A 12,047-nucleotide genomic window follows, 5' to 3' on the forward strand; every position below is an offset into this window, starting at 1 on the left:
TCTTGATTGACGGGAATTATCCCACGTTCGGCGGCGCTGCAGATGCCGCCGCCGACCCGTTCAATATACTGCATTTACATACAGTATGAAAGTATCTGGACGGATCGTCGCCGGGGGTGGCGCCGGCATTGTGCCGGTCAGTGCGCCGGCCGCCGGCGGTCCTGCTGCATGTCGGTCAGAACCAGCAACTCGCGCACGGCGGTGATGTCGAAGCCCCTGCGTTCGCCCTTGCGATTGTCGCGCAGAAGCTTGTCCAGGTAGGACAGGCACTCCGGCGAGTCCCAGAGACGAAGCAGCTCGCGCCTGATGTGCGTCATCCCGCCAATGGTCGGCAGACGCGACAGGATGTGTTCGATCGGCATCCGTGCCAACTCACTGCTCGCCGGTATGGGCACTGCCAATCCTTCGGCTGCCTGCCAGCTGGGCGCGGCGACGTTGAAAAGGCCCGTGAGCTTCAGGGCCAGTGACTCGAAGGCCGTCTGTTCGTTGCCCTGCCGATAGACCTCGAGCAGTTTGAGCCAGGGTGTGACTGCCGCCTCCGGTTGCTGTGCGATGAACTCCTCGAGGGCGCGCTGAGCTCCCTTGGTGCGGCCGAAGGAGAGCATGATCTCGGCGAGTTCGACGACTGCCGTCACCTCATCGCCGGCTTCGCGAAGCGGTAACGCGGCCGCGTGGCTACTGCCGTCGTCGCGGGACAGCAGGCTGTCGGCGGGGGTGGCGGTCGCACCGCCGGGCTTCGTTCGGCTGCCATCATCGGCGACCTGCAATTCCCAGCGGGACTCGTCGGCGGGCACCTCAGGCAGCGCGGCGGCGGTTGCAAGCGCCGCGGTCGACGATGGCATCACCGAGCGCCGTCGCAGGAACCAGGCGAGAGCGGCTATCGACCCCAGGAGCACGCTCGCCTCGAACCACCAGTCGGGCTCGCTCGCTGCCGCTGCGTGCGATGCCGGTGGACTTACCGCTGCCGGAGCCGCAACCGCTCGCGCCGGACTGTCGCTGTCGGCCGCCGCTGCCGCAGGCGGCGCGGCGGCCGGCAACGGCAGCGGTGCCTCTGCACTTTTTCTGTGCAATGCCTCGAGGGTGCTTTCGAGCTGCCGTATCTGCAGTGCGATCGCCAACTGCTGCGCCGCCTGCGTATGCAGGGCCGACAGCAGCTGATATTCGATGCGCAACATGGCGCGCTGGCTCTCGCTGCTCTTGCCGAGCAGTTCGGTCGACAGCCGGGTGCTCAGACGCAAGGGATGCTCGTCGCCCGGAAGGGCTTTCGCAACTTCGTCCTCGCCCGACAGCAGGAGGCGGTCTGCGGTCCTGCCGGTGGCGGTCGTCCGGCGAGACGGCTCGCGTGGCAGCGCTGACGGCGGCGCAACTGCCGCGGCGGCTGCTGTTGCCGGGCGGCCGGGCGACCCCTCGGCAGCGGCACGTGTCGGCGGCGGTGTTGTTGCCAGGGGCGATGCAGGCAGTTGCCGATCACCGGTCGGTGGCCGGACGAGGGTCGGCGGCTGTGCCCGGCGATTCGGTGGGTCGATGAGCAGTACGTAGTTGCGGCCGCCTTCGGCGCCACAACCGATCCGCACATGGACCTGCAGAAGCGGATCATTGATCGTCTGCTCGGAGGAGATTCGCAGCTGCAAGCGGCCTTCGTTTTCCTCGACCGTCAGGCGAGCGTTGCGCAGGGTCGGCAGGTCGCCTTCGCCAGTTGGAGCGAGGCGGAAACACTCCGCCAGCATCCTTCTCCCGTCGCTGGCTCCGCCCGCAATCTGGACGACCGCCTCGAAGCGCGAACCGAGCGTCGACAGCACCGTCATCTTGCCCAAAGTGGCGGCCTGTGCGGCGCCAGCGGACCAGACGGGCAGCGGCAGGAGTACCACAGCCACCACAGCAGCACGAAGATTGGCGATTCTGGGCAGCATCGGTGACAGGTCGGGCGCTTTTAAGTGGCTCATTCTATTACACGGCGGAGAGCTGTGCCGAGAATCTGTCGGCCCACGCACGGCGGCGAGGCGGACTGCTGCCGACGCGCCGGGCAACGCGTGCAACCAGCGGCCGGATTCGTCGCCTGCTGGTGACGATTTCGTCGCCGGCGCTCAGACGCTGCGCGCGCCGATCCGTGGCAGGAGCCCGCACAGCGCATGTTCGACCGATTGCGCACGCACGGCGCGGCGATCGCCCGCAAAATGGCGCGTTGCGGTGAACAGCTGCGCATCGGCGCGGGCCCAGGCGAAACAGACGGTGCCGACCGGCTTCTCCGCCGTACCGCCGTCGGGGCCGGCAATGCCGGTGACCGCGATTGCCCAGTCCGCCGGGCTGCGCGCCAGGGCACCGAGAGCCATGGCCGCGGCGGTCGCCTCGCTGACCGCGCCGTGGCTGGCGAGCGTGTCGCCGCCGACGCCGAGCAACTCGGTCTTCGCCTCGTTCGAGTAGCTGATGAAGCCCCGGTCGAACCAGCGCGAGCTGCCAGCGACCGCCGTGATGCACTGACCCAGCCAGCCACCGGTGCACGATTCAGCGGTCGTCAGGCGCTCGCCAGCCTGCAGCAGCAGGCGGCCGACCTCTGCCGCCACTGCCTCCAGTGCCACCTGCTCGGGGTCCCTCACGGCAGCGCGAAGCGCAGGATGGCCAGGACCAGCAGCGTGTAGCCCGCCGCCACCAGGTCGTCGCACATCACGCCGAAGCCGTTCTTGACCTGCTGGTCGAAATAACGCGCTGGCTGCGGCTTGACGATGTCGAAGAAGCGGAACAGGCAGAAGGCGGTGGTCTGCCACAGCCAGTGTCCCGGGCAGAACAGCAGCACGAGCCAGAAGGGAACGATCTCGTCCCAGACAATGCTGCCATGGTCGACGACGCCAAGATCGACGCCGGTCCGATGTACGGCCAACGCGCCGCCGACGAAAGCGAACGACAGGAAGAGCAGAATCTGCAGTTCGTTCATCGACTGGCCGAGGAGCGGGTACGAAAGCCACGCGAACAGGGTGCCGACGGTTCCGGGGGCACGCGGCGACAGCCCGCTGCCGAAGCCACACGCAACCAGATGTGCCGGATGCGCGAACAGGAAACGGATCGACGGCGGGCTAGGCAAAGTGATCGAATCCCCTGGCCGCAAAATCAACCGGTTGTCCGCCTGCATCCACCACTCTCACTTCGCCGACCGGAGCGGCAAGGATGCTGCCACATCGCCAGAGCGGCAACTCCAGCTCGCCAGCGAGGGCCGCCAGCTCGTCGCGTCTGTCGACTGCGGCCGTGAAGAGAATTTCGTAGTCGTCACCGCCCGCCAGTTGGCAGTGGCGAGCCAGTAGCGGCTCAATCCCTCTCGGTAACGGTGGCAAGCGAGCGAGCGAGATCTCGGCGCCGACCTGCGACTGCTTGACGACATGGCACAGGTCGGCGAGCAGGCCATCCGAGACGTCGATCGCGGCGTGCGCCAGGTCGCGCAGGCGAATGCCAAGTTCCACGCGTGGCAAAGGCTGCTGCAACGCGGTGACGCAGGTTTCGCGCAGCGCCTCGCCGAGGTGTGCCCGCCCTTGCAGGTGAGCGAGGCCGAGCGCAGCCAGTCCGGTCTGGCCCGAGAGCCAGAGATCGTCACCCGGCAAGGCGCGGTCACGCCGCAGCGCCTTGGTCGGCGGGAGTTCGCCAATCGCCGTCAGACAGAGGTTGCGTGGCCCCCGTGTCGTATCGCCGCCGACCACGTCGACCGCATGGCGGCCGGCGCAGGCGAACAGGCCGGCAGCGAAGCGCGCGACCCATGACTCGTCGTCCGTCGGCAGGCTGCCGGCGAGGAGAGCCCAGCGTGGGCGCGCCCCCATCGCCGCAAGGTCCGACAGACTGACCGCCAGTGTCTTCCAGCCGAGCGCGCCGGGGTCGGTGTCGGGCAGGAAATGCGTGCCCTCGACCAGCATGTCCGTAGTAACCGCCAGCAGCATACCCTCGCTCGGGACGAGCAGCGCGCAATCGTCACCGGGTCCAAGCAATGCCTGCGGCGTCGGCCGGGTGAAATGACGCCGGATCAGCTCGAACTCGCTGGGCATCCTGCTCCCGCATCGCGCCTTGCAGGGCAACCGGAGTGGCGGTTCATCGGCTCGTGCGCGCGGCTGGACGGCCGGCCGCGACCTCGGTCGGACGCAGGCGGACGGCCAGCTTGTCCAGCACGCCGTTGACGTATTTGTGGCCGTCGGTTCCACCAAAGCTTTTCGCCAGTTCGATGGATTCGTTGATCACCACCCGATAGGGTGTCTGCGGATGGTTCCTCAACTCGAATGCACCGGCAAGAAGCACACAGCCCTCCACTGGCGACAGATCGCCAAAGGGACGGTCGAGGCAGGGCTGCAGTTGTTCCTGCAGGGCCTGGTGCTGAGCGAGGACGCCACGCAGCAGGCCGACCAAGAAGTCGTGGTCGGCCTTCTCGAAGCCCTCGCTGTCACGCAGGTTCGCTTCGATCGCCGCTTCGTCGCTGCCGCTGACCTGCCACTGGTAGAGGCCCTGCAGGACGAACTCGCGTGCGCGCCTCCTTGGCGTGACGGGTCTTGCCTTGCCGCCTGCCCTTGGCGATGGTGCTGCAGTCATTGCGTGTGCTCCCGGACCAGCCGCAGCAGATTGGCCATCTCGACCGCTGCCCGGGCGCAGTCGATGCCCTTCAGATGCATTCGGGCTACCGCCTGATCGTCATCCTCACAGGTCAGGATGCCATTCGCGACCGGCACGCCACTGGCCAGCTGAACCTCCATCAACGCCCGGCAGGAATCGTTGGCGACGATCTCGAAGTGGTACGTCTCGCCGCGGATGACAGCGCCGAGCGCGATCAGGGCTTCGTAACGCGCGCTGCGCGCCATCGTCTGCAGGGCGAGGGGGAGCTCGAGGGCCCCGGGAACGGTGGCAACGGTGATCGCCGCCTCGGCAACACCGAGACGCACAAGTTCGCTGGTACAGGCACTGAGCAGACCCTCGCCAATGTCCTGGTTGAAGCGGCTCATGACGACGGCGACGGTCAGCCCGGTGCCGTCGAGCGTCGGCTGGTACTCGCGAATGCGGCTGCCGTTGGTCAGCGGGCGAATGCTGCTTGGTCGGTTCGGGGTTCCCATCAGAGCCTTTCGAGGTCGTGCTGCGTGGCCACGTGTCCAGTGACTTCGAGACCGAAACCGGTCATGCTCGGCATGCGGCGCGGGCTCGAGAGGAGCTTCATCTTGCCCACTCCCAGGTCGCGCAGGATCTGTGCGCCAATGCCGTAGATGCGCGGATCCCAGCGGGTGGCGGGTCGGCGGGTGGCGGCCGGTTCGCGCAGGATCGACAACAGATCCTGGCCGCTCTCGGGGCGATGCAGGAGGACGATGACTCCCGCCTCGACGCGCGCCAGCGCCGCCTGCGCGACGCTCAGGGGGAAGCTGTGGCGACCGCCACCGGGGTCGAGGAAGTCGACCACCGAAAGCGGCTCGTGCACCCGCACCAGGGTCTCCCTGTCCGGACGGATCTCGCCCTTGCTCAACACGAGGTGTACCTCGTCTGACGTGCAGTCGGTGTAGGCATGCAGGGTGAATTCGCCATGTGCCGATTGCACCGTCTTCGACAGCGCCCGCTCGACCAGTGTCTCATGCCGGCTGCGGTAGTGGATGAGGTCGGCGATGGTGCCGATCCTGAGGCTGTGCTCACGGGCAAAGCCGACGAGGTCACCGAACCTCGCCATGCTGCCGTCTTCCTTGAGGATCTCGCAGATCACTGCTGCCGGCTCGAGGCCCGCCAGCAGGGCGAGGTCGCATCCGGCCTCGGTATGGCCGGCTCGCACCAGCACGCCACCAGTCCTGGCCATGATGGGGAAGACATGGCCGGGCTGGACGATGTCGTCCGGACAAGCGTTTCTCGCCACCGCCGCCTTGATGGTCAGCGCGCGGTCCTGCGCCGAGATGCCGGTGGTCACTCCGGCCGCCGCTTCGATCGACACCGTGAACGCCGTACTGTACGGGCTCTTGTTTTCGCGCGTCATCTGCGTCAGCCCGAGTTGGCGGCAGCGTGCCTCGGTGAGCGTCAGGCAGATCAGTCCGCGGCCAAAGCGCGCCATGAAGTTGATCGCCTCCGGCGTGACGTGTTCGGCAGCCAGAATCAGATCTCCCTCGTTCTCGCGATCCTCCTCGTCGACCAGAACAACCATGCGCCCGCTGCGCATCTCGACGATAACCTCCTCGATCGGCGATACATCTGCCGAAGGGCTTTGTGGTGCCATCAGTAACTCCTTGACGTCGAATCGGCAACACCTGCGCCATGACGACGCTCCAGCAGCAGGCTTCTCGGGACGGGACCCTGCACGCGCCGCGCATGACGCCTTGCCGATCACCTTCGAGGACGCGATTCTCTCAGTTTCCGCAGGCTACCGCCATGCTGCCGTCAGCCGGCCGACCGTCCTGGTGTGCCGGCGGCAGCGGATGACCTTCTTCGCGCGCACTGCGCAAGGCGGCGGTCATTCGTTTTATCATGCGGATACTGTGGGGGGGCCGATCTGCCAGCGCCGGCACGGGCGAGCGCCGAAGGGTTCCGGTATCTGACGCTGATGGTCGATGCGGAGGGCATGCAATGTCAATGAATGAGCTGTGGCTGTTGATCCTGGGCGGAGTGGTCGTTGCGTTCGTCGCCTGGCGAATGGTGGTTGCCGGACGCGCCGGGACGAAGTCGTCTGCTGCAGGGGCCGATGCCGAGGACACTGCCGGGGAGGTCGCGCGCCATGCGGCCGAGCGCGTTGCCGCCAAGGAAGCCGCCCGCCGTGAAGCCGAGCGCCTTGCTGCCGAGGAAGCCGCGCGCCGTGAAGCCGAGCGCCTGGCTGCCGAGGAAGCCGCGCGTCGTGAAGCCGAGCGCCTGGCTGCCGAGGAAGCCGCGCGTCGTGAAGCCGAGCGCCTGGCTGCCGAGGAAGCCGCGCGTCGTGAAGCCGAGCGCCTGGCTGCCGAGGAAGCCGCGCGCCGTGAAACCGAGCGCCTGGCTGCCGAGGAAGCCGCACGTCGTGAAGCCGAGCGCCTGGCTGCCGAGGAAGCCGCGCGTCGTGAAGCCGAGCGCCTGGTTGCCGAGGAAGCCGCGCGTCGTGAAGCCGAGCGCCTGGCTGCCGAGGAAGCCGCGCGCCGTGAAGCCGAGCGCCTGGCTGCCGAGGAAGCCGCGCGTCGTGAAGCCGAGCGCCTGGTTGCCGAGGAAGCCGCGCGTCGTGAAGCCGAGCGCCTGGCTGCCGAGGAAGCCGCACGTCGTGAAGCCGAGCGCCTGGCTGCCGAGGAAGCCGCACGTCGTGAAGCCGAGCGCCTGGCTGCCGAGGAAGCCGCGCGCCGTGAAGCCGAGCGCCTGGCTGCCGAGGAAGCCGCTCGCCTCGAGGCAGATCGCCTGGCAGTGGAGGAAGCGCTTCGACTGGAGGAGGAGGAGCGCCTGGCGGTCGAAGCCGCCATCGAACGAGAGGCAGCGCGGCAAGCGGTCGAGGAGGCGAGGCGCCGTGAGCTGGCTGCCGTTCCGCCGCCGGCGCCTGCGCCGAGGACGGCCGAGCAGACGGTCGTCATGGTCGCTGACGATTCGAAGGTGGTGCGGATCAAGACCGGCCGGCTGCTTGCCGCACACCGCTTCCAGGTGGTTCTGGCCGAGGACGGCGAGGACGCAGCACGGCAGATCAAGACCGCGCTGCCCGATGTGCTGGTCACCGATGTCGACATGCCCGGGATGACCGGTCTGCAACTGGCCCGGCAGGTGCGGGGCGATCCACGCACGGCCGCCTTGCCGATCATCATCGTCACCTCGGACAGCGATCAACTGCAGGACGAAGCGGCGGCCGCCGGTGTCAATGTGGTTCTCGGCAAGCCTTACCCGGAGGCCCTGTTGATCGAACACGTGCAGCAGCTTGCCCGCGTCAAGGCCGGCGTGTGAGCACCGCTGCAGCGAGGAGGGGCGCTGCCGCCGCGGGTCAGCGAGGCCGGCCAGCGGACGTCGCCAGCACGCCCGCCACTTCGTTCGCTCCCCTTCAGCTCTCCTCGAGGCGATATTCGGCGGAGCGCGCGTGTGCCGGCAGGCCTTCGCCGTAAGCCAGCGTTGCGGCGATTCGCCCCAGCGCCCTGGCCCCAGCAGGAGAAATCCGGATCAGGCTGCTGCGTTTCTGGAAATCATAGACGCCGAGTGGCGAAGAGAAGCGGGCACTGCCGGAAGTCGGCAGGACATGGTTCGGGCCGGCGCAGTAGTCGCCGAGCGACTCCGAGGCGTGGCGGCCGATGAAGATCGCGCCGGCGTGGCGGATCCGGTCCACCCACGCGTCGGCATCGGCCAGCGACAGTTCGAGGTGCTCCGGCGCGATGCGGTTGGCTATTTCACAGGCCTCGTCGAGATCGCGCACGAGGATCAGGGCGCCCCGATTCTCGAGCGCGGCGCGGATCACCCGCTGGCGCGGCATCGTCGGCAACAGCCGCTCGATGGCCGCGGCAACCCGGTCGATGAACGCGGCGTCTGGGCAGACGAGGATCGACTGCGCCAGCTCATCGTGCTCGGCCTGCGAGAAAAGGTCCATCGCCACCCAGTCGGGGTCGGTGTGACCATCGCAGATGACGAGGATTTCGGATGGCCCCGCCACCATGTCGATGCCGACGACACCAAACACCCGCCGCTTCGCCGCCGCGACGTAGGCATTGCCCGGGCCGACGATCTTGTCGACCGGCGGCACCGTTTCCGTACCGTACGCGAGAGCCGCCACCGCCTGTGCACCGCCAATGGTGAAGACACGGTCCACGCCGGCGAGTGCAGCCGCGGCAAGGACGAGCGGGTTGTGCTCGCCCGCCGGCGTCGGCACGACCATGATCAGTTCGCCGACGCCGGCAACGTGGGCTGGGATCGCGTTCATCAGGACTGACGAAGGGTACGACGCCTTGCCGCCGGGAACGTACAGTCCGACGCGATCGATTGGCGTCACTTTCTGCCCGAGCATGGTGCCGCGCATTGTTTCTTCCGGGTCGTCGTATTGCCAGCCCTGCAGTGGCTGCCGCTCGTGATAGCGGCGCACGCGCTCGGCCGCCGCCGCCAGCGCGCCGCGCTGTTCGGCCGGCAAACCGGCCAGCGCCCGTCGCAGCTCGTCCTGCGACAACTCGAGTTCGCTCATCGAGTTGACGCTCAGGCCATCGAAGCGACGCGTGTACTCGACCACTGCCGCGTCACCGCGCGCCCGGACGTCGGCAAGAATGGCCGCGACGCGCTGGTCGATCGACTGGTCCTGCGCCGCCTCGAAGGCGAGCAGGGCGTCGAGACGCGCGCGGAAATCGCTGTCGCTGCTGGTCAGGCGCTTGATGGCGATCATCGCTGCACCACCCGGCTGATCGCATCGAGAATCGGCGCCAGGGCTGCCCGTTTGAGCTTCAGCGCCGCCTGGTTGACGATCAGTCGCGACGAGATGTCCATGATGTGCTCACAGGCGACGAGATTGTTCGCTTGCAGCGTGCTGCCGGTCGAGACCAGGTCGACGATGGCGTCGGCAAGGCCGGCCAGTGGGGCAAGCTCCATTGATCCGTAGAGCTTGATCAGGTCGACGTGCACGCCCTTGGCGGCAAAATGTTCGCGGGCGATGTTGAGGTACTTGCTCGCCACCTTCAGGCGGGCACCCTGGCGTACCGCTCGCTGGTAGTCGAAACCGGCTGGCACCGCGACCATCATCCGGCAGCGGGCAATGCCAAGGTCGATCGGCTGATACAGACCGTCGCTGCCGTGTTCCAGCAGGACATCCTTGCCTGCCACGCCGAGATCGGCCGCGCCGTACTGGACGTAGGTCGGCGTGTCGGTGGCGCGAACGATCAGCACGCGGACATTGTCCCGGTTGGTCGGAAGAATCAGGCGGCGGGAGGTTTCCGGGTTGTCGAGCGGTTCAATTCCGGCTGCGGCCAGGAGCGGCAGCGTCTCGTCAAAGATGCGGCCCTTCGAGAGGGCGATGGTGATGCCGTCCACTGCTTTCCTTGCGCGGGAGAAATGGCGCATTCTAGCGCATTGCCGCGCTGCCGCCCGCTGGCGCACCTCACGGTGCAGGGCGATCGCATGAATCTTATACAAGACCCAGGAGTTGAGCCCGGAAGCTGTCGGAAGTTGCCATCGTTCCGGCGCATGCATCGACCTTCTTCGCTTGCCGGGGATCACGCACACCAACCCACACGTCCATCAACCGAACCCTGCTTCCGGCCTCCATGGAAAACTCCAAAAAGACAGAAAACTACACAAATCCAAGAGCTGTGAACAGCCCCTTCGTAAGTCATTGCGCGTAAACGATTATTTTCGAGGGTTCACGACAATGGCATTCATGCGATCGCCCTGCCTCACGGTGACCGGCGGTGGCGGCAGTGGCGGGCGGCGAACGGGCAGGATTGGGGCATCAATGGAGTATTATTCGGCCTGCGCGAGGCGGATACCTGAGAAATCCCCCGTTAGCCGAACAATCATGAATGGTGGGCAGGCGCCCGCCGTGCCGCTGCCGGTGTTCTGACGGCGGCAGAGACAACAAAGGAGGGGTGCTGTATGGAACAGATGACGCTTTACATGAATCTGCTGTTGATCCTGGTGTTCGTGGCCGGCAACGCGTTCTTCGTCGGCTCGGAGATCGCCATCTCTTCGGCACGGCGCAGCCGCATCCGGCAACTGGCGGAGGACGGCGACAAGCGCGCCGCGCGCGTCGAGATGCTGCACAACGAACCGGAACGGTTCTACTCGGTGACCCAGGTCGGCATCACCCTCGTCTCGCTCGGTCTCGGCGCCGTCGGCATGGAGACGATCAGCATCCTCACCGATCCTTGGTTCGTTGCCGCCCTGACACTCTTCGGTGACAGCGAGGCGCTGGTAAAGGCCGCGCACACCGTCTCCTACGTCTTTGCGTTCATCGTCATCTCGTTCCTGCACGTGGTTGCCGGCGAACTGGCTCCGAAGGTGCTCGCCTTCCACAAGGCGGAGCAGCTCAGCATGGCCGTTGGCGGGGCGATCAACCTGATGTATCTCACCTTCAGGCCGCTGATCTACGTCATGAAGATGTCTTCGAATGCGCTGCTGCGGGTGTTCGGCCAGCGCAACCTCGAAGGCCACGGCGAAAGCCACTTCACGATGTCGGTCGAGGAGATCCGCATGATCCTCTCAGCGAGCGAGAAGGATGGGACCCTCGCGCGCGAGGAGACGGAGATGATCCGCGGCGTCTTCAAGCTCGACGAGCACACCGTTCGTGAGGCGATGATCCCGCGTACCCAGATTCGCGCGCTCGCCCGCGAAGAGACCCTGGCCGAGGCGCTGCGGCTGTTTCGCGACATGCCGCACGCGCGTTTCCCGGTTTACGACAAGAGCCTCGACCGCATCACCGGCGTCGTGGCGATCAAGGAACTGCTCAGCGTCATGGCCGAGAGCAGTGGCGACAAGCTCGACGACGTCAGCCGGAGACCGGTCGGCGAGTTCGCGCAGGCGCCGTACATCGTGCCGAACAGCAAGCTGCTGAGCGATCTGCTCAAGGACTTCAAGCGGACGCGGCAGCAAATGGCGGTGGTGATCGACGAGTATGGTGGTACGGAGGGGATCATCACGCTCGAGGACATTCTCGAGGAAATCGTCGGCGAGTATGAGGACGAGTTCACCCGCCAGGCGAGACGGGTGAAGAAGCTGGTCGGCAGCCAGTACGAGATCGATGCCTCGATGCGCGTCTCGGACCTCGAGGGCCTGGTCGACTTCCCGTTCCCGAGGGACGACGACTACGTGACACTGGCCGGCCTGTTCTACAAACGACTCGGCAGCGTACCGATGGTTGGCGATACCGTCCAGCTGGAGGGGGCCCGGTTGACCGTGCTCGAGATGGACAACCACCGCATCACGCTGCTTCGCTTCGAGGACACGGCGGTGGGCGAGGATGGCGTGCAGCGCTTGGTCGAGGATACTTCAGCCGGCGACCCGGTGGTCCCGGAAGACGAGGAAGAAACGGTCCGCACCAGCGATGCGCAGAGCGAGCCGGCCAGCGATGCGGCCGACGCGCCGTCCGCGCCAACGGCCGAGCGCTGAGGCCGGAGGCGGCCGAGGGCAGGTCATGACTTGCCCTCGGCCGGTCTGTCGCC

12 protein-coding genes are annotated in these 12,047 nt (G+C 66.8%); 2 read left to right on the plus strand and 10 right to left on the minus strand.

Going from position 1 to position 12,047, the window contains the following annotated elements:
- Positions 1-137: 137 nt before the first annotated feature.
- The 8 genes from HT579_04710 to HT579_04745 form a co-directional block, all read right to left on the minus strand.
- Positions 138-1,943: a hypothetical protein gene (locus tag HT579_04710; protein ID QKS28296.1), complete on the minus strand. Its 1,806-nt coding sequence runs from the start codon at positions 1,941-1,943 to the stop codon at positions 138-140.
- Positions 1,944-2,084: 141 nt separating this feature from the next.
- Positions 2,085-2,594, minus strand: coding sequence for a nicotinamide-nucleotide amidohydrolase family protein (locus tag HT579_04715; GenBank protein ID QKS28297.1), 510 nt, complete (start codon positions 2,592-2,594; stop codon positions 2,085-2,087).
- Entirely contained in the window at positions 2,591-3,124 is a 534-nt protein-coding gene (locus tag HT579_04720) for a phosphatidylglycerophosphatase A (GenBank protein QKS28298.1), read from the minus strand. Before HT579_04720 ends, HT579_04715 begins: the two co-directional genes overlap by 4 nt.
- Positions 3,069-4,022 (minus strand): thiamine-phosphate kinase, encoded by a 954-nt coding sequence (gene thiL, locus HT579_04725; GenBank protein QKS28299.1) that lies wholly within the window; start codon positions 4,020-4,022, stop codon positions 3,069-3,071. Before thiL ends, HT579_04720 begins: the two co-directional genes overlap by 56 nt.
- 43 nt (positions 4,023-4,065) lie before the next feature.
- Positions 4,066-4,557 (minus strand): transcription antitermination factor NusB, encoded by a 492-nt coding sequence (gene nusB / locus HT579_04730; protein QKS28300.1) that lies wholly within the window; start codon positions 4,555-4,557, stop codon positions 4,066-4,068.
- Complete coding sequence (locus tag HT579_04735) at positions 4,554-5,072, minus strand: 6,7-dimethyl-8-ribityllumazine synthase (protein ID QKS28301.1); 519 nt, start codon at positions 5,070-5,072, stop codon at positions 4,554-4,556. The genes nusB and HT579_04735 overlap by 4 nt, the downstream gene beginning before the upstream one ends.
- A complete protein-coding gene (ribB, locus tag HT579_04740; protein ID QKS28302.1) occupies positions 5,072-6,205 on the minus strand; it encodes a 3,4-dihydroxy-2-butanone-4-phosphate synthase in 1,134 nt (377 codons plus the stop codon). Before ribB ends, HT579_04735 begins: the two co-directional genes overlap by 1 nt.
- Positions 6,206-6,555: 350 nt before the next feature.
- Positions 6,556-7,422: a hypothetical protein gene (locus tag HT579_04745; GenBank protein ID QKS28303.1), complete on the minus strand. Its 867-nt coding sequence runs from the start codon at positions 7,420-7,422 to the stop codon at positions 6,556-6,558.
- Positions 7,423-7,506: 84 nt separating this feature from the next.
- On the opposite strand from HT579_04745, the gene HT579_04750 reads away from it, so the two are divergent.
- Positions 7,507-7,869, plus strand: a complete 363-nt coding sequence (locus tag HT579_04750) for a response regulator (GenBank protein QKS28304.1) — start codon at positions 7,507-7,509, stop codon at positions 7,867-7,869.
- A gap of 94 nt (positions 7,870-7,963) precedes the next feature.
- On the opposite strand, the gene hisD is transcribed toward HT579_04750, so the two are convergent.
- Together hisD and HT579_04760 are read right to left on the minus strand one after the other, a co-directional pair.
- Positions 7,964-9,280, minus strand: coding sequence for a histidinol dehydrogenase (gene hisD / locus HT579_04755; protein ID QKS28305.1), 1,317 nt, complete (start codon positions 9,278-9,280; stop codon positions 7,964-7,966).
- Positions 9,277-9,951 carry an ATP phosphoribosyltransferase gene (locus HT579_04760; protein ID QKS28306.1) on the minus strand — a complete coding sequence of 225 codons (675 nt, stop codon included), beginning with the start codon at positions 9,949-9,951 and terminating at the stop codon, positions 9,277-9,279. The genes hisD and HT579_04760 overlap by 4 nt, the downstream gene beginning before the upstream one ends.
- Before the next feature lie 531 nt (positions 9,952-10,482).
- On the opposite strand from HT579_04760, the gene HT579_04765 reads away from it, so the two are divergent.
- A complete protein-coding gene (locus HT579_04765) occupies positions 10,483-11,994 on the plus strand; it encodes an HlyC/CorC family transporter (protein QKS28307.1) in 1,512 nt (503 codons plus the stop codon).
- Positions 11,995-12,047 lie beyond the last annotated feature (53 nt).

This window comes from Candidatus Accumulibacter similis, assembly GCA_013347225.1.
Taxonomy (GTDB): Bacteria; Pseudomonadota; Gammaproteobacteria; order Burkholderiales; family Rhodocyclaceae; genus Accumulibacter; species Accumulibacter similis.